22 protein-coding genes are annotated in these 20383 nt (G+C 75.2%); 10 read left to right on the forward strand and 12 right to left on the reverse strand.

The annotated features are described in order from the left end of the window. Window positions 1-101: 101 nt before the first annotated feature. From ACFE60_RS06475 to ACFE60_RS06485, 3 genes are all read right to left on the reverse strand, one after another. Entirely contained in the window at window positions 102-689 is a 588-nt protein-coding gene (locus ACFE60_RS06475) for a DUF1440 domain-containing protein (RefSeq protein ID WP_375388029.1), read from the reverse strand. A 68-nt stretch (window positions 690-757) separates the two neighbouring features. After that, window positions 758-1405: a hypothetical protein gene (locus ACFE60_RS06480; protein WP_375388030.1), complete on the reverse strand. Its 648-nt coding sequence runs from the start codon at window positions 1403-1405 to the stop codon at window positions 758-760. Beyond that, a complete protein-coding gene (locus ACFE60_RS06485) occupies window positions 1402-2049 on the reverse strand; it encodes a histidine phosphatase family protein (protein WP_375388031.1) in 648 nt (215 codons plus the stop codon). The genes ACFE60_RS06480 and ACFE60_RS06485 overlap by 4 nt, the downstream gene beginning before the upstream one ends. Window positions 2050-2119: 70 nt before the next feature. On the opposite strand from ACFE60_RS06485, the gene ACFE60_RS06490 reads away from it, so the two are divergent. Next, window positions 2120-2314 (forward strand): hypothetical protein, encoded by a 195-nt coding sequence (locus ACFE60_RS06490; protein ID WP_375388032.1) that lies wholly within the window; start codon window positions 2120-2122, stop codon window positions 2312-2314. Between the two features lies 1 nt (window position 2315). Here the strand turns inward: ACFE60_RS06490 and ACFE60_RS06495 are convergent, their stop codons facing one another. Genes ACFE60_RS06495 through ACFE60_RS06505 form a run of 3 tightly spaced genes read right to left on the reverse strand, consistent with a single transcriptional unit; the run spans window position 2316 to window position 5870 of the window. Beyond that, window positions 2316-3158: a transglutaminase N-terminal domain-containing protein gene (locus tag ACFE60_RS06495; protein ID WP_375388033.1), complete on the reverse strand. Its 843-nt coding sequence runs from the start codon at window positions 3156-3158 to the stop codon at window positions 2316-2318. 28 nt (window positions 3159-3186) lie between these two features. Further along, window positions 3187-4113 (reverse strand): alpha-E domain-containing protein, encoded by a 927-nt coding sequence (locus tag ACFE60_RS06500; protein ID WP_375388034.1) that lies wholly within the window; start codon window positions 4111-4113, stop codon window positions 3187-3189. After that, window positions 4107-5870 carry a circularly permuted type 2 ATP-grasp protein gene (locus ACFE60_RS06505; RefSeq protein WP_375388035.1) on the reverse strand — a complete coding sequence of 588 codons (1764 nt, stop codon included), beginning with the start codon at window positions 5868-5870 and terminating at the stop codon, window positions 4107-4109. The genes ACFE60_RS06500 and ACFE60_RS06505 overlap by 7 nt, the downstream gene beginning before the upstream one ends. Window positions 5871-5947: 77 nt before the next feature. Here ACFE60_RS06505 and ACFE60_RS06510 point away from each other — a divergent pair, with 77 nt between their 5' ends. From ACFE60_RS06510 to ACFE60_RS06520, 3 genes are read left to right on the forward strand one after another with little or no spacing between them, the layout of a single operon-like run. After that, window positions 5948-7120: a sensor histidine kinase gene (locus tag ACFE60_RS06510; RefSeq protein WP_375388036.1), complete on the forward strand. Its 1173-nt coding sequence runs from the start codon at window positions 5948-5950 to the stop codon at window positions 7118-7120. Then, a complete protein-coding gene (locus ACFE60_RS06515) occupies window positions 7117-8199 on the forward strand; it encodes a hypothetical protein (protein ID WP_375388037.1) in 1083 nt (360 codons plus the stop codon). The genes ACFE60_RS06510 and ACFE60_RS06515 overlap by 4 nt, the downstream gene beginning before the upstream one ends. A 23-nt stretch (window positions 8200-8222) precedes the next feature. After that, window positions 8223-8837 (forward strand): class I SAM-dependent methyltransferase, encoded by a 615-nt coding sequence (locus tag ACFE60_RS06520; RefSeq protein WP_375388038.1) that lies wholly within the window; start codon window positions 8223-8225, stop codon window positions 8835-8837. 63 nt (window positions 8838-8900) lie between these two features. On the opposite strand, the gene rocD is transcribed toward ACFE60_RS06520, so the two are convergent. Both rocD and ddaH read right to left on the reverse strand, forming a co-directional pair. Next, window positions 8901-10091: an ornithine--oxo-acid transaminase gene (gene rocD, locus ACFE60_RS06525; RefSeq protein WP_375388039.1), complete on the reverse strand. Its 1191-nt coding sequence runs from the start codon at window positions 10089-10091 to the stop codon at window positions 8901-8903. Further along, window positions 10088-10879 carry a dimethylargininase gene (gene ddaH, locus ACFE60_RS06530; protein ID WP_375388057.1) on the reverse strand — a complete coding sequence of 264 codons (792 nt, stop codon included), beginning with the start codon at window positions 10877-10879 and terminating at the stop codon, window positions 10088-10090. The genes rocD and ddaH overlap by 4 nt, the downstream gene beginning before the upstream one ends. Before the next feature lie 222 nt (window positions 10880-11101). On the opposite strand from ddaH, the gene ACFE60_RS06535 reads away from it, so the two are divergent. The 3 genes from ACFE60_RS06535 (at window position 11102) to ACFE60_RS06545 (ending at window position 14008) form a co-directional block, all read left to right on the forward strand. Then, complete coding sequence (locus ACFE60_RS06535; RefSeq protein ID WP_375388040.1) at window positions 11102-11539, forward strand: Lrp/AsnC family transcriptional regulator; 438 nt, start codon at window positions 11102-11104, stop codon at window positions 11537-11539. Between the two features lie 399 nt (window positions 11540-11938). Continuing rightward, complete coding sequence (locus tag ACFE60_RS06540; protein WP_375388041.1) at window positions 11939-12727, forward strand: C40 family peptidase; 789 nt, start codon at window positions 11939-11941, stop codon at window positions 12725-12727. A gap of 54 nt (window positions 12728-12781) precedes the next feature. Then, window positions 12782-14008, forward strand: coding sequence for a DUF805 domain-containing protein (locus ACFE60_RS06545; protein ID WP_375388042.1), 1227 nt, complete (start codon window positions 12782-12784; stop codon window positions 14006-14008). 156 nt (window positions 14009-14164) lie between these two features. Here ACFE60_RS06545 and ACFE60_RS06550 read toward each other — a convergent pair whose 3' ends face one another. After that, window positions 14165-15136, reverse strand: coding sequence for a DNA-3-methyladenine glycosylase family protein (locus ACFE60_RS06550; RefSeq protein ID WP_375388043.1), 972 nt, complete (start codon window positions 15134-15136; stop codon window positions 14165-14167). A gap of 89 nt (window positions 15137-15225) precedes the next feature. Between ACFE60_RS06550 and ACFE60_RS06555 the strand changes: the two genes are divergently transcribed. The 3 genes from ACFE60_RS06555 to ACFE60_RS06565 are packed head-to-tail and all read left to right on the forward strand — an operon-like array spanning window position 15226 to window position 17239. Beyond that, window positions 15226-15714: a pyridoxamine 5'-phosphate oxidase family protein gene (locus tag ACFE60_RS06555; protein WP_375388044.1), complete on the forward strand. Its 489-nt coding sequence runs from the start codon at window positions 15226-15228 to the stop codon at window positions 15712-15714. A gap of 2 nt (window positions 15715-15716) precedes the next feature. After that, window positions 15717-16652 (forward strand): zinc-binding dehydrogenase, encoded by a 936-nt coding sequence (locus ACFE60_RS06560; protein WP_375388045.1) that lies wholly within the window; start codon window positions 15717-15719, stop codon window positions 16650-16652. Further along, window positions 16649-17239 (forward strand): GNAT family N-acetyltransferase, encoded by a 591-nt coding sequence (locus ACFE60_RS06565; RefSeq protein WP_375388046.1) that lies wholly within the window; start codon window positions 16649-16651, stop codon window positions 17237-17239. The genes ACFE60_RS06560 and ACFE60_RS06565 overlap by 4 nt, the downstream gene beginning before the upstream one ends. A 127-nt stretch (window positions 17240-17366) precedes the next feature. Here the strand turns inward: ACFE60_RS06565 and ACFE60_RS06570 are convergent, their stop codons facing one another. From ACFE60_RS06570 to hemB, 3 genes are all read right to left on the reverse strand, one after another. After that, complete coding sequence (locus ACFE60_RS06570; RefSeq protein WP_375388047.1) at window positions 17367-17861, reverse strand: PaaI family thioesterase; 495 nt, start codon at window positions 17859-17861, stop codon at window positions 17367-17369. Between the two features lie 184 nt (window positions 17862-18045). After that, window positions 18046-19425, reverse strand: a complete 1380-nt coding sequence (locus ACFE60_RS06575; RefSeq protein ID WP_375388058.1) for a glutamate-1-semialdehyde 2,1-aminomutase — start codon at window positions 19423-19425, stop codon at window positions 18046-18048. Further along, window positions 19422-20342, reverse strand: a complete 921-nt coding sequence (gene hemB, locus ACFE60_RS06580) for a porphobilinogen synthase (RefSeq protein ID WP_375388059.1) — start codon at window positions 20340-20342, stop codon at window positions 19422-19424. Before hemB ends, ACFE60_RS06575 begins: the two co-directional genes overlap by 4 nt. Window positions 20343-20383: the final 41 nt, after the last annotated feature.

The following is a 20383-nucleotide window of genomic DNA, read 5'->3' on the forward strand; positions in this document are numbered from 1 at the left end:
GTCGGGCGCCGCCGCGACCGCGCGGATCGCGGGACCCGCCATCAGGACGTCGCCCATGCTGTCGAGGCGGACGACGAGCACCCGCTTCGTCACGGCGGCCCTCAGCGCCGCAGCGCGGCCCGAGCCGTGTCGGCGAGCCGCGCGAGCGCGTTCACGCGCGTGTCGGCGTCCGGGACGCCCGCGACGGCGAGCCGGACGGCCTTGCGCACCTGCTCCGCCTCCAGCATCCAGGCGATGTGCCCGAAGAGCTCGGACAGGTGCTCCTCCACGGGCAGGTCGGCGGCCTTCGGGCTGAGCCCGAGGCGCGGCAGCACGATCTCGTGCGCGACGACGAACGCACCGATGCCGTACGCGGCTCCGGCCCACAGCTTCGTCCGCGGCAGGTACTCGGCGACGACGGAGTAGGCCGCGACGGTCACCAACGAGAAGCCGAAGTGCACCGCGAGGATGCCGAGCGGCACGGTGTTGCCGTTGAACTCGTAGGTGTACCGGTCCGGGTCGATGCCGCGCTGGCGCAGGAAGATCACCGGCGGGATCTCGCGGTCCGGCTTGCGGGGCGGCAGCAGCGCCTCCCAGCCCATCTTGATCGCGCCGGAGCTCATGCCGGCGACGAGGCCCGCGACCAGCGCCGCACCCGGTCGGCGGCTCTCGGGCGCGGAGGTGTCCAGCAGACCGAAGGGCGTCTTCATCCGTGCATCGTCCCGCGCCGTCGCGGAGGGATGCTGGGAGCCCGCTCCGCGCTGTCAAGGGCTTGCGGTCAGCCGGTCGTCGCGACGGTGAGCAGCGCGAGCAGCCCGCCGGGCAGCGCGGCCAGCAGCAGCCCGGTCGTCGCCGGCAGCGGGAGGTCGCGACGCCGGTAGGCGGACACGAACTCGACGATGCTCGCGGCGAGCACGACGAGCGTCAGCAGGCGGACGGCGGCCGGAGGAGGCGCGCCCGCCAGGCCGGAGCCGATCTGCGTGAACGCGACGACGCCCCAGGGCACGATGCCAAGGACCGCCCACCAGCGCAGCGGCGCCGGGCGCTCCCCCGGCCGGTGCAGGGACCGCAGCAGCACGCCTCCCGCTGAGGAGGCGTAGACCAGCACGAGCGCCATCGCCTCCGCCAGGCCGTTCAGGCGCGCGACGAGGAACAGGACGATCGGCGACGCCGCACCCGCCGCCCAGACGGCCGCCGACTCCTGGAGCCGTCCGGAGCCGCGCAGGGCCGCGACCCCTGCGACGAGCAGGGGCGGCACCAGGGCGGCGAGGGACGGCTGGACCGCGGCGATGCGGACCGCCCGCCCGCCGAGGTGTGCGACGACCGGCAGCGACGCCGGCTCGCGCAGCAGCGCGAGGACGCCGAGCAGCAGCGTCGCGCCGAGCAGGCCGCCGGCGAGGACGAGCGGACCCCGTGCGCGGGTCATGCGACCGGCGCGCCCGTCGGGTCGTCGTCGAGCGCGGGCGGGAAGCGGAAGTCGGTCCAGGTGTCGACCCGCCAGAGGCCGTCCCCCTGCCGGTCGAGGGTCACGACGCCGGTGTTCGGCAGCCCGTGGGCGGCGCCGAACTCCCGGTCGACGTTGCTCGCGCGGGAGCCGGCCCAGGTGCGGATCGACGCCCCGTGGCTGACGCAGACGACCGTGCCGACGCCGGCCGTCGCGGCCTCGACCGCCGCGTCGTAGCGGGCGAAGAAGTCCGCTCCGCTCTCCGGGTCCCCCGGCATCCGCGCCGCCAGGTCCCCGGTCGCCCAGGAGAACACCGCGCCCAGGTACGCGCGGTGCGAGTCGTGGTCGGCGAGCATCTCGAGGTCGCCGGCGAGGACCTCGCGCAGGCCGGCATCCTGCAGCAGCGGCAGCCCGCGCGCCGCCGCGAGGGGCGCCGCGGTCTCCACGGTCCTGGTCAGCGGCGAGGCGACGACCCGGTCGATCGCTTCGCCGGCGAGCACCTGGACGAGGGCTGCTGCCTGCTCGCGGCCGAGGTCGGTCAGCCCCGGGCCCGGCGCCGCGGTGTCGAGCAGGCCGTGCACGTTCGACCGGGTCTGGCCGTGGCGGACGAGGATCAGGCGGGCCATGCCGCCATCCTCCCCGAACGGTCGTGCAGGACCGCTGCGCGGAGGGGACCGGGCGCGTAGGTTCGCGGCCATGGACAGCGACGTCAGCGGCAGCGCGAACCCCGGCCCCGAGGAGGGCCCCGAGGACACCTCGAAGCAGGGGACGGAGGATCCCGGGCCCGACGGGATCATCCCCGGCGCGGGGTCGTCGAACCCGGGTCCCTCGGAGGGGGCGGACGACGCCCAGCGCGGTCGGGGCTCCAGCAACCCCGGCCCGGAGGAGTGAGTCACGCCTCTCGCGTGATCTCCACCTCCACGAACAGCCGGCTGCCGAACGGCCCGGCGTAGATGCCGCGAAGCGGCGCCACGTCGGCGTAGTCGCGCCCCCGGCCGACGAGCACGTGCCGCTCGCCGATCTCGAGGTCGTTCGTGGGGTCGTACCCGCGCCAGGCGCCGCAGAACCACTCGATCCACGCGTGGGACTCGCCGGTCACGGCGGTGCCCAGCGGGAACGACGGGTCGGGGTGGATGTAGCCGGAGACGTACCTCGCGGGGATGCCGATCGAGCGCAGCGCCCCGAGCGCGATGTGCGCGATGTCCTGGCAGACGCCGCGCGCCTCGGCCCATGCCTCCTGCGCCGTCGACTGCACGCTCGTCACGCCCGCCATGTAGGTGACCCGGCGATGCACCTCCCGGCACACCTCGAGCGCCGCCGCGCAGGGGTCGAGGTCCGCCGCGGCCGCCCTGGCGAGCTCGCGCACCTCCTCCGGGGGCTCCGTCAAGCCGGTCTGCTGCAGCTGCTCGACGGTGCCGACCGCGCCGCGCGCCGCCGTCTCGAGCTCGGCCCACGTCGTCCCGGTCTCCTCGTGCGGGGAGCGCATGACCTCGATGAGGCTGGTCGCGGTGAGCGACAGCTGCTCGTGCGGGGTGAGGATCTCGAACGAGTTGACGCGGGTGCCCCAGTAGTCGACGTACCCGTGCGTCGACGAGATCGGGGAGATCTCGAGGTTCGACGCGAGCACGAACTGGCCGTCGCCGGACGGCGGCAGCATCCGCGCCTCGTTGTAGGACTGGGTGACCTGCCCGCCGTAGTGGTACCCGGTGACGTGGCGGACTCGGACGCGACTCATGCCGCGCCGCGCATGTGTGCTGCAGCCATCAGAGCTCCCCCATCCAGACCGGTGTCGTGTTCGTCGGGAAGTACCTCTGCCGGATCGCCTCCGACGCCGCCGAGGTCGCGGCCTGCACCGCCTCCATCTGGATGGCGAGGTCCGCGAGGATCTCGTCGATCTGCCGGAACTCCAGCTCCGCCCGGATCTGCCCGAGCACCCGCAGCGCGCGGTCGGAGGTGCCGACCCGCTCGTTGCGCGGCTCCAGCTGCCGGAGGCACTGCTCCGCACGGCTGATCGAGAACAGGATGGACCGCGGGAACAGGCGGTCCACGGCGAGGAACTCCGCCGCGTTCTGCGCCGACGGGGTGCCGCGGTACGTGCGGAGGTACGCCTCGTACCCGCCGCAGGACCGCAGCAGCGTCGTCCAGCTGGGGCCGTTGTTGCCGGTCAGGGCATGCGTGGCGAGCAGCCGGGCGGTCATGTCGGCGCGCTCGATGCTGCGACCGAGGGTGAAGAACTGCCAGACGTCGTCGCGGCTCGTCGCGCTGTCGATGATGCCGACCGCGAGCGCGGTGCGCTCCCGCACCCAGGAGAAGAACTCGGACACGCGCGCGGGGGAGACCTGGCGGGGGATGCGGGCCCGCGTCGTGTTGAGGCACTCCCACAGCTCGGTGCTGACGATCTCACGGGCCCGGCGGGCGTTCTCCCGGGCGGCGATCAGCGAGTAGGCGATCGAGGCCGGGTGCGTGCGGTCGACGCCGAGGACGGCGAGCACGTCGCCGCGGGACAGCCGGCCGTCGTGCGGGGCGGGGGAGCCCATCACCGCGAGCAGGCCGCGGCAGGCCGCGTCCTCGTGGACCCACGGGTCCTCCAGCAGCAGCTGCAGGTGGACGTCCAGGATGCGGGCGGTGCCGTCGCCCCGCTCGATGTAGCGCCCGATCCAGAAGAGGCTCTCCGCGATCCGGCTCAGCATCCGTGATCGCCTCCTGTGGTCTCGAGGCCCGCTGCGCTCGCACCTCGACCGGCGGGCAGGCGGCTTCCGTTGTGAAGGAGTTCCTGCGGCGCCGGCGCAGGAACTCCTGCGAAACGGATCTGCTGCTGCTGCTGCTGCTGCTCGCCGGTGTCGTCGATCACGTCGAGGGGCGAGTGGTCGGGCTCGTGCGACGTCGGCGCGACCGGCCGGCGGGTCCGCGCTCCCGCTGCCTGCCCGTGCACGATCGTCGAGACGGAGGAGCGGTCCATCGGGTCGGGCTCGTCGCCGCCGATCACCCAGGTGTCCTTCGACCCGCCGCCCTGGCTCGAGTTCACGACGAGCTGCCCCTCCGGCAGCGCGACGCGGGTGAGGCCGCCCGGCAGCACCCAGACGTCCCGGCCGTCGTTGACCGCGAAGGGCCGGAGGTCGGCGTGCCGCGGCCGGACGCCGTCCTCGACCAGCGTCGGGATGGTCGACAGCTGCACGACGGGCTGGGCGATCCAGCCGCGCGGGTCCGCGACGAGGCGGCGCCGCAGCTCGTCGAGCTGGGTCCGCGACGCGCGGGGACCGACCACGAGGCCCTTGCCCCCGGAGCCGTCGACCGGCTTCACGACCAGCTCGTCGAGGCGGTCCAGCACCTCCTCCAGCGCGGCCGGCTCCTCCAGCCGCCAGGTGTCCACGTTCTGCAGCACCGGCTCCTCCGCGAGGTAGTAGCGGATGAGGTCGGGCAGGTACGTGTAGACGAGCTTGTCGTCGGCGACGCCGTTGCCGACGGCGTTCGCGATCGTCACGTTGCCGAGCCGCGCGGCGAGCATCAGCCCGGGGGCGCCGAGCAGCGAGTCGGCGCGGAACTGCAGCGGGTCGAGGAACTCGTCGTCCACCCGGCGGTAGATCACGTCCACCCGGGTCGGGCCGGCCGTCGTGCGCATGAAGACCCGGCCGCCGGAGCAGAAGAGGTCGCGGCCCTCCACCAGCTCGACGCCCATCAGGCGTGCGAGCAGGGTGTGCTCGTAGTAGGCGGAGTTGTAGACGCCGGGCGTGAGCACGACGACGGTCGGGTCGTCCACCCCAGGGGGCGCCGCCGCCCGCAGCGCCTGCAGCAGCCGGTTCGGGTACTCCCCCACCGGCCGCACCCGCATCCGCACGAACAGCTCGGGCAGGGTCTGGGCCATCACGCGACGGTTGGAGATCACGTAGCTGACGCCGGACGGCACCCGCACGTTGTCCTCGAGCACCCGCCAGCCGCCGCGCTCGTCGCGGATGAGGTCGATGCCGGAGACCTGGATGCGCACGCCGTTCGCCGGCACGACGCCGGCGGCCTGGCGGTGGAAGTGCGCGGAGGAGCTGATGAGGCCCGCGGGCAGCACCCCGTCGCGCACCGCGGCCTGCGGCCCGTAGACGTCGGCGAGGAACGCCTCCAGCGCCTTGACCCGCTGCTTCACCCCACGCTCGACGAACGCCCAGTCGTGCTGCTCGATCACCCGCGGCACGGCGTCGAGGGGGAACGGCCGCTCCTCGCCCGCGAAGTCGAAGGTGACGCCCTGCGCGAGGTAGGAGTTCGCGAGCGCCTCGGTGCGGCCGCGCAGCTCGGCCTGGGTCATCGAGGCGAGCGCGGTGTGCACCTCCCGGTACGGGTCGCGGGGTACGCCGCCGTCCGTGGTCATCGGCAGGTCGGCGAACATCTCGTCGAACGGCTCCGCCGCGCGGGCGGCGGTGGGCGCCGTCGTCCGCGCGTACCCGTCGAAGAGGTCCGCCATGTCGGCAGCGTAGTGAGAGCCGTGTTCCGGGCTTGTTACGGGACCCCGGACGCCTCCGGGGTCCTACGATCGCGCCCATGCCCGGTCCCCCGCAGGCCGCGCGACGCGCGCTGTCCGACGGGCTGCGCGCCGCCGGGCTCTGCTACGGGGCCGCGACGCTCGTGCTCGCCTGCGTCGCGACGGCGATCCTGAACGGCCCGGTGCCCTCCCTCGGCCCGCTCGCCGTCGCCGCGGCCGCGATCGCCGCGGGCGGCGTGGTGCTCACGCTGCCCGTCCCCGACCGGGCCGCGCCCGTCGTCGTGGTCGGTGCGGTCGCGGTCATGATCGCCGGCTACGGCGCGGCGCTCGTCGTGCTGGCGCGGTACCCGGAGGCGCCGGCGACGACCGCGGCGTTCCCGGTGTCGCCGATCAAGACCGCGATGCTCGCCTTCGCCGTGAACGCCGGCCGCCGCCGGGCGCCGCTGATCGTCGGCACGACGATCGTGCTGGCCACGGAGGCGCTGTCCGCGACCGTCGGACCGCGGTTCGGCGTGCCGTGGTCGTTCGACCTGCCCGAGGGCGCGACGCTCGCGCTCATCGCCGTCGCGTCGTCCGGGTTCCTGATCGCGGGCAGGCGCACCGCGCAGCCGGAGCGGGCCTCGGAGGCGGCGCTGGGGGAGGAGCTGCTGACCCGGATGCGCGGGGTCGCCCGCTCCCGCGCAGCGGCCGTCGTGCACGACACGGTGCTGGGTGACCTCGCCGCCGTCGCCGCCATCGGGGAGGCCAGGCTGCCCGCGGCGACGGTCGCGCACCTGCGCAGGACCCTCGATCTGCTCGCCTCCCCGGACTGGACCGCGACCCCCGAGTCGATCACGGCCGTCGGCGGGCCCGTGCTCGCCGCCATCGGCCGGGTGCGCGCGCTCGGCCTGACCGTTCGGGTGGACGGCGAGGTCGCCGGGCTCGGCGCGCTGCCGCGGGACGTCGAGCAAGCGCTCGCCGCGGCGGTCGAGCAGTGCCTGCTGAACACGCGGAACCACGCCGGCACGGACGTCGCCGACGTCACCGTGCTCGCGGACGGCGACGGCCTGACCGTGATGGTCTCCGACTCCGGCAGCGGGTTCGATCCGGAACGCGTCGATCGCGGGCGGCTGGGCCTTGCCACGGCGGTCCGCTCCCGGGTGGAGGAGGTGGGCGGCTCGATGCGCGTGTTCGCGCAGCCCGGCGTCGGCACCACCGTGCTGCTGGCCGTGCCGAAGGGGGCGCGGCCGTGAGCCGCAGCAGCCTGGCGGTGCGGGACCCGCTGCTGCTCGGTGCGCCGGCGCCGGTGTTCGCCGCAGGCGGCGCCGTGCTCGCCCTGGTGGCCGCGGGGACGGAGGTCCTGCTGGCGCGGGACCAGGTCTCGTCGTGGGCGCTGGAGGCGGTCGCGCTGGCCGCGCTCGTCGGGGCCGGGGTGCTCGTCGTGGTGCTCGCCAACCCGTTCCGTGCGCCGTTCCGGGCTCGCTCGCACGCCGCGGTGCTCGGCCTGGTGCTGCTCGCCGTCGTGCTGGACGAGGCGGCGCAGGCCGGCCGCAACACCGCGCTGCACGACGACTGGGGCCTGGCGGTCGTGCCGGTCTTCCTGCTGGTGCTCGCGATCCTCCGGCCGCCGCTCGAGGTGCTGGTCGGCGGGCTCGCCGCCGTGGCCCTCGTCGTGCTGGTCGTGCTGCTGCTGTCCTCGGCGACGGCGCCGGTCCCTCCCGCCGGCCGGGCGGCGATCACGGCCACCCAGCTGCTGCCGCCCGCCGTCGCGGTCGCCGTGCTCGCGTGGACGACCCTCCGGCGCCTGGACGTGCGGCCGCCCGACCCGGCGGTCGTGCCGGCCGCGGACCCCGCGCTCACGGTGCGGCAGGAGGCGGTCGCGCAGCTGGAGGCGGCGGCGATCCCGCTGCTCGGCGCGATCGCCGGATCCGGCGCCGTGACGGCGGAGCAGGCGACGCGCGCCCGGGAGATCGCCGCGGAGCTGCGGTCGGTGCTGGTCGCGGGGCTGGCGCGCGGCTGGCTCGTCGAGGCCGGCTTCGTGGTTGACGACCCGGACGACTACGCCGAGCGGCTCACCACCGAGCAGCGGGCCGCGCTGCGCACGACGGTCGCGAGCCTGCCGCTCGCGGACTTCGAGCGGCCCGGCTCGGTGACGGTGCGGGGGCAGGACCGCACGGCGACGATCGTCCTGTCGCTGCCCGTCGCGGTCCGCCCGCGGCGCTCGCGCGTCGCACCCCTCGTCCCGCTGCTGCGCAGCGTCCTCCCCCGGGCGGAGATCCGCATCGGCGGCGACCGGGTGCTGGTGCTGGTCGACGTCGTCGTCGAGCCCTGAGCGTGCTGCGGCAGGCTGGCCGGGTGACGTCGCGCAGCCGGGATTTCTGGGAGGACCGCTACCGCACGGCGACGGAGGCGGGCTCGAGCCTGTGGGGGGCCGATCCGAACGGCTGGATCGCCGACCGCGTCGCGGCGCTGGCGACGCAGCCGGGGCTCGCGATCGACGTGGGCGCGGGGGAGGGGCGCAACGCGTTCTGGCTCGCCGGCCGCGGCTGGCGGGTGGTGGCGACCGACTTCGCGGCGTCCGCGGTGGCCGGGATGCGGCGGCGGGCGGTGGAGGCGGGCGCCGCCGTCGACGCGGTGGAGGCCGACGCGACGACGTGGCACTCCGCCGAGCCGGCCGACCTCGCGGTGCTCTGCTACCTGCAGCTCGAGCCGGACGCGCTCGCCGACGCGATCGCGCGCGCGGCGGAGTCGCTCGCGCGGGGCGGGCTGCTGCTGGGCATCTGGCACGACCGCGACGACGTCGCCCGCGGGCTCGGCGGCACGATGACGCCCGCGATCCGGACGACGCCGGAGGAGACGGCCGCGGCCGCGCGCGCCGCCGGCCTCGAGATCGAGCTGTCCGGGCGCCGCGACCGCGACACCCCCGCGGGCCCCGCCTGCGACTGCCTCCTCGTCGCCCGCCGCCCCTGACTCCCGTACCTCGCAACTCCATCTCGAAGGCGATCCGGTCGACCGGATCGCCTTCAGAACGCATCAGGCGGGGACGGGCTGCAGGGAGTGCTCGAAGACGTCGATCGCGCGGTGCAGGTCGTCCGACGAGATCACGATCGGCGGGGCGAAGCGCACGGTCTGGCCGTGGGTGTCCTTCGCGAGCACGCCGGCCGTCATCATCCGCTCGCAGACCCCGCGGGCGGTGCCGAGCGCGGGGTCGATGTCGACGCCCGCCCAGAGCCCGCGGATCCGCACCGCGGTGACGCCGCGGCCGATCAGCGGCTCGAGGCGCGACCGCAGGACGGCGCCGAGCTCGCGCGCCCGGCGCTGCGGCTCCCCGGTCGCGAGCATCCGCACGACCTCCAGGCCGACCGCGGCGGCGAGCGGGTTGCCGCCGAAGGTGGATCCGTGCTCACCCGGCCGCAGCACACCCAGCACGTCCTCGTTCCCGACGACCGCGGAGACCGGCACGAGGCCGCCGCCGAGCGCCTTCCCGAGCAGGTAGAGGTCCGGCACGACGCCGACCAGGTCGCACGCGAACGTGGCGCCCACCCGGCCGAGGCCCGACTGGATCTCGTCCGCGATCATCAGCACCCGGTGCTCGTCGCAGATCCGGCGCACGGCCGGGAGGTAGTCGTCCGGCGGCACGACGACGCCGGCCTCGCCCTGGATCGGCTCGAGCAGCACGGCGACGACGGTCTCGTCGATCGCCGCCTCCAGCGCCTCCGCCGAGCCGTACGGCACGACGCGGAAGCCCGGCGTGTAGGGCCCGAAGTCGTCCCGCGCCGACGGGTCGTCGCTGAACGAGACGATCGTCGTGGTGCGTCCGTGGAAGTTGCCGGAGGCGACGAGGATCGTCGCGCGGCCCTGCTCCACGCCCTTCACCCGGTAGCCCCAGGCGCGCGCGACCTTGATGCCGGACTCGACCGCCTCCGCTCCGGTGTTCATCGGCAGCACCATCCGCTTGCCGGCGAGCGCGGCGAGCTCGCGGGCGAACGGCTCCAGCCGGTCGTTCTCGAACGCGCGGCTCACGAGCGTCACGCGGTCCAGCTGCGCCTTCGCCGCGGCGATCAGCCGCGGGTGCCCGTGCCCGAAGTTCACCGCGGAGTACGCGGCGAGCAGGTCGAGGTAGCGGCGGCCGTCGACGTCGGTCACCCACGCCCCGTCGCCCGAGGCGATCTCGACCGGCAGCGGGTGGTAGTTGTGCGCGAGCGCGCTCTCGCGGGCGCTCATCGCTCGCCGCGCAGCTCGAGCGTGCAGCACTTGACGCCGCCGCCGCCGAGCAGCAACTCGGCCAGGTCGAGCCCGATCGGGGTGTAGCCGCGCTCGCGCAGCGACGCCTCGAAGCCCTTCGCGCGGGAGGCGATGACCACGTTCCGCCCGTCGGAGATGGAGTTGAGCCCCAGCCACCTGGCGTCCTCGATGCCCACGTGCACCGCGTCCGGGTAGCGGCGGGCCAGCTCGGCCCGGCTCGCGGCGTCGAACGCGTCCGGCAGGTAGGCGATGTTCGCGTCGGCCCCGGTGGGGTCGAGCACCGCGAGCGCCGTGTCCAGGTGGTAGAACCGCGGATCCACGAGCCGCAGGGTCACGACCTCGCGACCGGTGACGCGCGCCAGCTCCGCGTGGCTCTCGACGCTCGTGCGGAACCCGGTGCCGGCGAGGATGACGTCGCCGACGAGGAGGAGGTCGCCCTCGCCCTCGTTCACCTCCCGCGCCTCGTGCACGCGGAAGCCGCTCGCGCGGAACCAGTCGGCGTACGCGGGACCCTCCGGCTGCCGCTCCGGGTGGGTGAAGCGCGCGGTATAGGCGATGCCGTCCAGGGTGAAGCCGCCGTTGGCCGCGTAGACCATGTCGGGCAGGCCGGCGATCGGGTCGATCAGCTCGACGTCGTGGCCGAGCGACACGTAGGCGTCGTGGAGCGTCTGCCACTGATCCAGCGCGACGGAGGTGTCCGTCGGGTCCTGCGGGTTCATCCAGGGGTTGATGCGGTACGCGACGGTGAAGTGCTCGGGACGGCACATCAGGTAGCGGCGGCGCAGCGCGACGCGCTCGCCCTCCTCCGCGATCAGGGGTGCGGAAAGCGACACATCGGTCCTTTCGTTCGGTGATGGAGCTGCTGAACGGGCCGGACCAGGTCGACGGCCCTTCCAGTGTCGCGCCGGACGGGCGGCGACACGACGAGCGGGGCGCACGAAACCTGCGTCGATCGCCGATCTGACGCAACACTTCGTATGCTGAGCGCCATGGACGCCATCGACAACCGCATCCTCGAGCTGCTCAAGCGCAACGCGCGCTCCGCCTACGGCGACATCGGCGCGGTCGTGGGCCTGTCCGCCTCCGCCGTGAAGCGCCGGGTCGACCGGCTGCTCGCGGAGGGCGTCATCCGGTCCTTCACGATCCAGGTCGACCCGGCGACGGAGGGGATGAGCACGGAGGCGTGGGTCGAGCTGTTCTGTCGCGGGACCGTGTCGCCCACCGAGCTGCGGCGGATCCTCGGCGCCGTGCCCGAGGTCGTGTACGCCGGCACCGTCACGGGCAGCGCGGACGCGATCGTGCACATGCGCAGCCGCGACATCCCGAGCCTCGAGCTCGCACTCGAGCGGGTCCGCGTCGCCCCGAACGTCGATCACACCCGGAGCGCGATCGTGCTCTCGCGGCTCGTGAACCGCACGACCGGCTGACCTGGGACCCTCCTGAGCATCCACCGTGAAGGTGCTTCCGCTCAGTGGATATCGGGCGCGCGACCGCTATTTGTTGCCGCCCACCCCGCCGATCCCCCTGGAATCCCGGGCAGCACGGGCGATCCGAGGCTGTCGCGATTGTTCGGGCGAGGTGCGCCGAGCGCCCTTCTCCACCGGTCTTCGGCCGCCGACACGCGCCCCCGTGACGTTCTTGTTACCTTCCTCCGCGACGGCCGCCACCACACCCCCCTGATCTGGCGGCCCAGCATCGACGCGTCCCCAGCGCGGCCGGCTCCACCCCGCCGTCCGCCCCCTTCGGCCTGCCTCCGGCATGCCCGGACGCCCGGTGCGCGACACCAGCAGGAGGCGGCCGTGCGCCGGAACACCAGGACCAGAACCGTGATCGCGATCACCGGAGCCGTCGGAGCCGCAGCGGTCGCGCTCGGCACCGTCGTGGCGATCGCGCCCGAGACCCCGCCCGCCCCGGCCACCGCCGTCGCGCAGCCCGCCGCCCCCGTGATCGACCGTGCGGCCGTGATCCGGACGGCGCAGGCGAGGCTCGCGGACCTCGAGGCCGGGGCGGACGCCGCCGGCGCCGCCGCGCAGCGCGCGGACGAGGCGGTGCTGCAGCACGACACCGCGGCGAACCGCGCAGCGGCCGCAGTCGCGCAGGACCGCCTCGTCGCCCTCGCCGAGCAGCAGACCCCGGAGCTGACGCGCCTCGCGGCGTCCCTCACCGCCGCGGGCGTCGACCCGACGGCCGCCTCGACCGCCTCCGACGGCACCACCGCCACGACGGCGGCGCTGGTCGGCAGGACGAAGGCGCTGCGCGCCGTCTCCTACGCGGAGAAGCAGATCGGCGACCCCTACTCCTTCGCCGGGGCCGGTCCCGGGCGCTGGGACTGCTCCGGCCTGACCATGAAGTCGTACTCGGCCGTCAAGGTCGGCATCGGCGGCCACAGCGCGACCGCCCAGTGGCGCACCGCGCGCAGCGAGCACCGGCTGCACGCCTACAAGCATCGCAAGCGCGGCGACCTCATCTTCTACGGCGCTCCCGGCGCCGTGTACCACGTGGCCATCTACGCGGGGCACAACCGCATGATCGAGGCGCCGTACCCGGGCAAGCGGGTTCGCGAGGTCGCGGTGCGCTCCGCAGGCCGGCTCTCGGTCGTGGCTCGCCCGGCGTAGCCCGCCGAGGGGCCTCGGTAGGGTTCCGGGGTCCGGATCGACGCGAGGAGCCCTGTGACCGCCGACCCCACCGAGCCCGATCGACCGCTCTCCGGCGCCTCCCCGCTGGTCGCGTGGTCCCGGTTCTGGCGGCGCTCCTTCGTGTTCTCCGGCCGGGCGAGCCTGTCGGAGTACTGGTGGCCCGTGCTGCTGAACACGGGCGTGGCCGTCGTGGTCGCCGTCATCGGCGGCAGCCTGCTCGGCGGCGGGGAGGCGCTCTCGGACGACGACGGTGTGGGCGCGCCGGTGCTCGTCGCGCTCGGCAGCGTGCTGCTGTTCGCCGTGCTCCTGCTGCTGCTCGCACAGCTGGTGCCCTCCATCGCCGCGTCGGTGCGGCGCCTGCACGACGCGAACCTCTCCGGGCTCCTGTACCTGCTGGTGCTGATCCCCTCCGTCGGCGGCCTGATCCTGCTGGTCCTCCACGTGCTGCCGTCGAGCCCGGCCGGCCGGCGGTTCGACCAGGGCGCACCGGCCTGGGGCGCGCCCGTCTGGGGCGCTCCTCCGGCGCCGGGCGCGCAGCCCGCGGCCGTGCTCCCGTCGCTGTCGAACGGCGGCTTCGACTCCTGGCCCGCGCCGGCGACCCCCGCGCCGCCGACCGCGCCGCTGCCGGTGGCGATGCCGACCGACCCGGCGCAGCAGCCGGACGACGCCCTCGTCGCCGCGTGGCGCGAGGTCGGCGCGGTCGGCCGCGTCGAGGCCCGCCTCAGCGCCCAGCCGTCGTGGCGGCAGCAGGGCTACCTGCTGATCCACCGCGCGGACGGCGTGCAGGTGCTCGCGACGAACGGCCTGGGCGGCGCGGAGGGCGCCGCCGCGCTCGGTCCCGGTGCGGAGGTCTACGTCGCGAGCCGTGACCTCGGCAGCACCGACGAGGAGGTGGCGAAGGGCTGGCGGTTCACGCTCGTCGCCGCCGTGGCCCGCCGCATCGGCGCGAGCGGCATGAACCTGCCCGCGGAGCTGGAGCAGTACGGCGCGCTGTCGATGTCCGTCGTGGCCGACGCCCCCGCCGAGTGGCGTGGAGCCGACGGCGCCGTCGGCGTGCTCATCGGGGTCGGGCTGCCGGGCGTGCCCGAGGCCGTCGCGACCGCCGCGGGCGAGATCCGGCTGGTCGGCCTGGTCCCCCTCCGACCCGACGAGCTGCAGCGCATCCTCGTCGGCGGCCGGGAGGTGCGCGGCACCATCGCGGGACGACTCGCCGCGCTGCCTCCGGAGCTGCTCACCGCCCCGGACCGCCCCGCCGTCTGACCCGGCGCCCCGCCCCTCCGCCCGAGGGCTTCAGCAGGACAGAACGCGGCCGGCAGGACAGGATCGCGCGTTTCGTCCTGCTGACGGCGTCCTGTCCTGCGGTCGCCCTCGAGGCCGTGGGAGGGAAGGGCGCCGGAGCGGGCAAGCGGGGCAGGCTCAGTGGTGCCGGTGGTCCTGGGGCGCCAGGCGCTGCGCACGCCGCGGGACCGCGACGCCGGAGGCGACGATGAGGCGCATCACGCGCTGCCGGCTGCCGCGCCACGGCTCCAGCAGCTCGAGCATGCCGTCGTCGTCGACCTTCCGCCCGATCAGGGCCGTGCCGACGATGCCCGGCAGGTGCAGGTCGCCGAAGCTCGGCGCGTCCGGGTCGCCGTGGGAGCGCTGGCTCGTCTCCGCTGCGGTCCAGATGCCGATGCCGGGCACGCTGCGCAGCCGCTGCGCGACCTCGGCGCCGCCGCGGCCGAGCGCCAGGGTCCGCTCGAGGCCGGGCGCGACCCCGGCCGCTGCCATCACGGCCGTGGACGCCTTCGGCTCGACGCCCGCGCGATGCCAGTCCCAGGAGGGGATCCGCCGCCACCCGTCGACGTCGGGAGCGACGCGCATGCCCTGCGGTGCCGGACCCGGCGCCGCCTCCCCGTGGCGTCGCAGCAGCCACGCCCACGCGCGGTGGGCGTCGACGGTCGCGATCTTCTGCTCCAGCACGGCCGCGACGAGCATCTCGAAGACCTGCCGGCAGCGGGTGAGCCGCAGTCCAGGACGCCTGCGGAGCGTGTCGGCGAGCAGCGGCACGCGCGCGACGGCGAGGCCGCTCCAGTCGTCGCCCTCGCCCAGCAGCTCGGGCACCCCCTCCACCGCCCAGTCCGCGCCGGCCCCCCACGCGTAGGCGTGCACCGATCCGTCCGCGTGCTGCGCGAGCCGGAGGGTCGCGGGTCCGGAGGGGGTCCTGCAGGTCCGCCAGACGACGGGACGGTCCGGCTCGCGGCGGTAGGTCGGATCGCTGGCTCCGCGCCGGAGGACGCGGACCGTCGACAGCAGATCGACCGGGTCGCCCGGCGCGTAGACCGTCCTGGCGGCCGGCGTCCGCTCCGCCGCAGAGACCGGCGTCGTCGGATCCGCTGTCCCCCGCACGGTGGACAGCATAAGAACTCCACCGGTGTCATTCGGCGCCGCGGACCTCGCGCAGGCTCCTCTGCGGCAGCCGGGCTACCGTCCGGACCATGGCAACGAAGGACGAGATCGAGAAGATCGGTGCGATCGTCGCGAAGGCGCGCGTCGCGATCATCACCACGGTGAACCTGGAGGGCGCGCTCGTCAGCCGCCCGATGGCGGTGAAGGAGCGCGACTTCGACGGCGACCTGTGGTTCTTCACGGAGGACCCGTCGCACAAGACGGACGAGGTGCGCGCGAACCCGCAGGTCAACGTCGCGCTCGACGCGGGCGGCGGGTGGGTGTCCCTCGCCGGCGAGGCCGAGATCGTGAAGGACCCGGCGAAGATCGACGAGCTGTGGGACACCGGCGCGGAGGCGTGGTTCACCGAGGGCAGGGACGACCCGAAGGTCGCGCTGCTCAAGGTCGTCGCCCACACCGCCGAGTACTGGGCGACCGACGACCCGAAGCCGCTCGTGCTGCTGAAGTACGCGAAGGCGGCCGTGACCGGCGGGCGACCGGACATCGGGGAGGCCCGCACCGTCGACCTCGACCGCTGAGCATGCGCGCGCTCGTCGCGACGGAGGCCGGCCGGGCCGCGGCGCCGGAGGAGCACCCCGATCCGACCGGGTCGGTGCTCGAGGTGGGCTGGTCGTCGCTCAACTACAAGGACGCGTTGGCCGTCGCGGGCCGCCCGGGCGTGCTGCGGTCCCTGCCGATGGTGCCCGGCATCGACGCGGTGGGCGCGGTGGCCGACGGCCGGCAGGTGATCGTGACGGGTGCGGGCCTGGGGGAGCGGACCGACGGCGGGCTGGCGCAGCGGGTCGCGATCGACCCGTCGACCGCCGTGCCCGTGCCGGACGCCTTCTCCCCCGCGCAGGCCGCCGCCATCGGCACCGCCGGTGTGACGGCGGCGCTGTCGGTGCTCGCGCTCGAGCGCGACGGCATCCCCGACGGGCCGGTGCTCGTGACCGGGGCGGGACGCGGGGTGGGCGGCTTCGCGATCGCTCTGCTGGCCGCTGCGGGACACGAGGTGCACGCGGCGACCGGTCGCGCGGACGCGATCGGCGACCACCTCCGGGCGCTCGGCGCGGCCGAGGTCGTCGAGCGCCTCCCCGCCGAGCGGGGCCGTCCCCTGCAGCCCGCGCGCTGGGCCGCGGTCGTCGACGCTGTCGGCGGCGGCGCCCTGGTGAACGCGATCGCGCAGACGCTGCCGGGCGGCACGGTCGCGGCGTGCGGGCTGGCGGGCTCCGCCGAGCTGCCGGGCAGCGTGCTGCCGTTCATCCTGCGCGGCGTCACCCTCGCGGGGATCTTCTCCGTCGACCTGGCGCCGTCCATGCGCCGAGCGGCATGGGATCTGCTCGCGTCCCGGCTGCCCGCGGCCGTGGTGGACCGGATGACGGACCGCGTCATCGGGCTCGCGGACGTGCCGGCGGCTGCTGAGGACGTGCTGGCCGGCCGGATCACCGGCCGCGTCGTGGTGGGGCTCCGCCGGTGAGCGACGCGCTGCGGGTCCTGCCCGCGGACCGGGCCGGGTTCGCCGCCGTCGAGCACGCCCTGACCGGAGGCGGGGACGGCGCGTCCTGCTGGTGCCGCTGGCTGCTCGACACCCGGAAGGCGTTCGACGCGGCCTCCCGCGACGAGCGGCGGTCCGCGCTGGCGGCGGAGCTCGCCTCAACGGAGCCGTCGCCCGGGCTGGTCGCGATCGCCGGGGACGCGGCCGCCGGGTGGGTGCGCGTCGGACCGCGCACCGCGCAGCCGGGCGTGCTGCGGACGCAGGTGGTGCGGCGCGGCAGCGCGGAGCCGCCGGACGAGGGCGGCGTGTGGGCCGTCACCTGCTTCGTCGTGCGTCGCGAGCACCGCGGAGACGGGGTCGCGGGGCGGCTGCTGGGCGCCGCGGTCGAGCACGCCCGGGCGGGCGGCGCACGGGTCGTCGAGGGCTACCCCGTCGACCGGGCCGTGCGGACGACCGCGACCAGCAGCGAGCTCTGGCACGGCACCATCGGGCTGTTCGCCCGTGCCGGCTTCGCGGAGACCGCCCGGCCGACGCCGGCGCGCGCGGTGATGACCCTCCGGCTCGACTGACCACGGATCAGCCGCGAGTCCTTCAGCAGGAACAACCGAGCACGTCAGCAGGAAGAATCCGCTTCAGCAGGAAGAACTCGTCGTATTCCTCCTGCTCATGCGCGTTCTTCCTGCCGAAGCGCTCGGTCTAGCGCGCCAGGACCAGCAGGCTCGACGACGCCGTCGCGAGCAGGGCGCCGGCGGCGTCGCGCAGGTCCGCCGCCGCGAAGATCACGCGGCGGCCGCCCTTCACGACCCGGCCGACAGCGGTCAGCTCGCCGTTCGCGGGCAGGATCGGGCGCAGGTACTGCACCTGGATGTCGATCGACGTGTACCCCGTGCCCGCCGGCAGCGTCGTCTGCGCGACGCAGCCCAGCACCGTGTCGAGCATCGTGCAGGCGAGCCCGCCGTGGACGACCCCGAGCGGGTTGAAGAACGCCTCCGTCGGCGTGCAGCGCACCTCGAAGCGGCCGACCTCGATGGCCCCGAACGTCATCCCGAAGACCGTGGCGATCGGCGGCGGCGGGAGCAGGCCGTCCCGCACCCGCGTCAGGTACTCGATGCCGTCGAGGGTCGCGAGGTCCGGCAGCGCCTCCGCCGGATCCGTCCAGGACACGGTCATGGTGCGGTCGTTGTCGGTCACCGGCCGACGGTAGCCCCGTTCGCGGATCCGGACGCAGCGAGCGACACGCCGCCTCCCGAGGCGCGATGGCGGCGTGTCGCGGCTTCCATCCGGATCCGCGCAAACGATCCGGATCCGCGAAACAGATCCGGATCCGCACGACAGATCCGGATCCGCAAGACGGATCCGGATCCGCGAAAGCGGATCAGGCGGGAGGCGTCGCCGCGGCGGCGGCGCGGGCGGCGGAGGGGAGGGCCTCCTCGACGCGGGAGAGCGCGGCGTCGTCGTGCGCCGCCGTCAGGAACCAGGCCTCGAAGACCGAGGGCGGCAGGCTGACGCCCTGCGCCAGCAGGGCGTGGAAGAACGCGGGATGACGCCAGGCCTCCTGGGCGCGCACCTGGTCGTAGTCCGCGGGCACCGCATCGGTGCCGAACGCGACGCTGAAGAGGTTGCCCGCGCGGCCGACGGCGTGCGGCACGCCCGCCTCCGACAGCGCGCCGGTCACGGCAGCAACCACGCGGTCGGCCGCGGCGTCGACCCGGGCGTACACGGCGTCGTCCGCCGAGCGCAGCGTCGCGAGGCCCGCGGCGACCGCGAGCGGGTTCCCGGACAGGGTGCCCGCCTGGTACACCGGGCCGAGCGGCGCCAGCAGGTCCAGCACCTCGGCCCGGCCGCCGAGCGCGGCGAGCGGCATGCCGCCGGCGATCACCTTGCCGTAGGTGAGCAGGTCCACGTCCAGCGCGCCGTCGGGGTCGATGCCCCACCAGCCGCCCGGGCCCACGCGGAAGCCGGTCAGCACCTCGTCCATGATCACCAGGGCGCCGTGCTCGTGCGCGACGTCGACGATCGTGCGGTTGAACCCCGGCGCGGGCGCCACCACGCCCATGTTCGCGGCCGCGGCCTCGGTGATCACCGCGGCGATCCGGCCGGGGTGCCGCTCGAACGCCAGCCGCAGGGCGGCCTCGTCGTTGTACGGCAGCACCAGCGTGAGCGCGGCGATCTCGGCGGGCACGCCCGCGGAGGCGGGCAGCCCGAGCGTCGCGACCCCGGAGCCCGCGTCCGCGAGCAGCCCGTCGGAGTGCCCGTGGTAGTGCCCGGCGAACTTGACGACGAGCGGCCGTCCGGTCGCCCCGCGGGCCAGCCGCACGGCGGTCATCGTCGCCTCCGTGCCCGTGGAGACGAGCCGCAGCCGCTCGATCGGGGTGCGCCCGTCGCGCCGCACGCGGTCGTGCACCAGCTCGGCCAGCTCGACCTCGCCCTCCGTCGGGGCGCCGAAGGAGAGCCCGCGGGAGGCGGCGGACCGGACCGCGTCGACGACGGCGGGGTGGCCGTGCCCCAGGATCGCCGGGCCCCAGCTGGCGACGAGGTCGACGTACTCGCGGTCCTCCGTGTCGTAGACGTAGGGCCCGAGGGCGCGCCGCACGAACCGCGGGGCGCCGCCGACCGAGCGGTAGGCGCGGACGGGGGAGTTGACGCCGCCGGGGATCCGGCGCTGCGCCCGCTCGAAGAGGCGGGCGTTCGCGTCGAACGGCTCCTGGACCCCCGCAGCCGCGCGCGGCGAGTCGGCGAGGTGCGCGGCGCTCAGCGGCTCCTCAGCCACCCGGCCACCTCCGTCGCCCAGTAGGTCAGCACGGCGTCCGCGCCGGCGCGGCGGATCGAGGTGATCGACTCGAGCACCGTCCGGTCGCGGTCGATCCAGCCGTTCGCCGCGGCGGCCTCGACCATCGCGTACTCCCCCGACACCTGGTAGGCCCAGACGGGTACGGGGCTCGTCGCCGCGACGTCGGCGAGCACGTCGAGGTAGAGCGACGCCGGCTTCACCATCACGACGTCCGCGCCCTCCTCGACGTCGAGCGCCGCCTCCCTGCGGCCCTCCCGCCGGTTCGCGGGGTCGAGCTGATAGGTGCGGCGGTCGCCCTGCAGCGCGGACTCGACCGCGTCGCGGAACGGGCCGTAGAGGGCGGAGGCGTACTTCGCCGCGTAGCCGAGCAGCAGCACGTCGGACCGGCCCGCCTCGTCGAGGGCCTCGCGCACGGCCGCGACTTGGCCGTCCATCATCCCGGACAGCCCGAGCAGCTGCGATCCCGCCTCCGCCTGCGCGAGCGCCACCGCCCGGTACCGCAGCAGGGTGGCGTCGTTGTCGACCGACCCGTCGGCCGCGAGCACGCCGCAGTGGCCGTGGTCGGTGAACTCGTCGAGGCACAGGTCGGTCTGCACCACGAGCGCGTCGCCGACCTCCGCCACGACCGCCCGGGTCGCCGCGTTCAGCACGCCGTCCGGGTCGTCGCCGGCCGAGCCGACCGCGTCGCGGGTCTCCGGCACACCGAACAGCATCACGCCGCCGACGCCCGCCGCAGCCGCCTCCGCGGCCGCCCGCCGCAGGCTGTCCGTGCTGTGGTGCAGCACCCGGGGCATGGAGGCGATCGGGCGCGGCTCGGTCAGCCCCTCCCGCACGAACATCGGCAGCACCAGCTGCGCGGGGTCGATGCGGGTCTCCGCCATCAGCCGGCGGACCGCGGCGGACTGCCGCAGGCGCCGCGGGC

The sequence above is a fragment of the uncultured Amnibacterium sp. genome (assembly GCF_964245895.1).
Classification (GTDB): domain Bacteria; phylum Actinomycetota; class Actinomycetes; order Actinomycetales; family Microbacteriaceae; genus Amnibacterium.

Excerpts from the sequence above, each read along its gene's own strand:
- ACFE60_RS06475 (WP_375388029.1), bottom strand. The coding sequence starts at position 689 with ATGAAGACGCCCTTCGGTCTGCTGGACACCTCCGCGCCCGAGAGCCGC.
- ACFE60_RS06480 (WP_375388030.1), bottom strand. The coding sequence starts at position 1,405 with ATGACCCGCGCACGGGGTCCGCTCGTCCTCGCCGGCGGCCTGCTCGGC.
- ACFE60_RS06485 (WP_375388031.1), bottom strand. The coding sequence starts at position 2,049 with ATGGCCCGCCTGATCCTCGTCCGCCACGGCCAGACCCGGTCGAACGTG.
- ACFE60_RS06490 (WP_375388032.1), top strand. The coding sequence starts at position 2,120 with ATGGACAGCGACGTCAGCGGCAGCGCGAACCCCGGCCCCGAGGAGGGC.
- ACFE60_RS06495 (WP_375388033.1), bottom strand. The coding sequence starts at position 3,158 with ATGAGTCGCGTCCGAGTCCGCCACGTCACCGGGTACCACTACGGCGGG.
- ACFE60_RS06500 (WP_375388034.1), bottom strand. The coding sequence starts at position 4,113 with ATGCTGAGCCGGATCGCGGAGAGCCTCTTCTGGATCGGGCGCTACATC.
- ACFE60_RS06505 (WP_375388035.1), bottom strand. The coding sequence starts at position 5,870 with ATGGCGGACCTCTTCGACGGGTACGCGCGGACGACGGCGCCCACCGCC.
- ACFE60_RS06510 (WP_375388036.1), top strand. The coding sequence starts at position 5,948 with ATGCCCGGTCCCCCGCAGGCCGCGCGACGCGCGCTGTCCGACGGGCTG.
- rocD (WP_375388039.1), bottom strand. The coding sequence starts at position 10,091 with ATGAGCGCCCGCGAGAGCGCGCTCGCGCACAACTACCACCCGCTGCCG.
- ddaH (WP_375388057.1), bottom strand. The coding sequence starts at position 10,879 with ATGTGCCGTCCCGAGCACTTCACCGTCGCGTACCGCATCAACCCCTGG.
- ACFE60_RS06535 (WP_375388040.1), top strand. The coding sequence starts at position 11,102 with ATGGACGCCATCGACAACCGCATCCTCGAGCTGCTCAAGCGCAACGCG.
- ACFE60_RS06555 (WP_375388044.1), top strand. The coding sequence starts at position 15,226 with ATGGCAACGAAGGACGAGATCGAGAAGATCGGTGCGATCGTCGCGAAG.
- ACFE60_RS06560 (WP_375388045.1), top strand. The coding sequence starts at position 15,717 with ATGCGCGCGCTCGTCGCGACGGAGGCCGGCCGGGCCGCGGCGCCGGAG.
- hemB (WP_375388059.1), bottom strand. The coding sequence starts at position 20,342 with ATGGCGGAGACCCGCATCGACCCCGCGCAGCTGGTGCTGCCGATGTTC.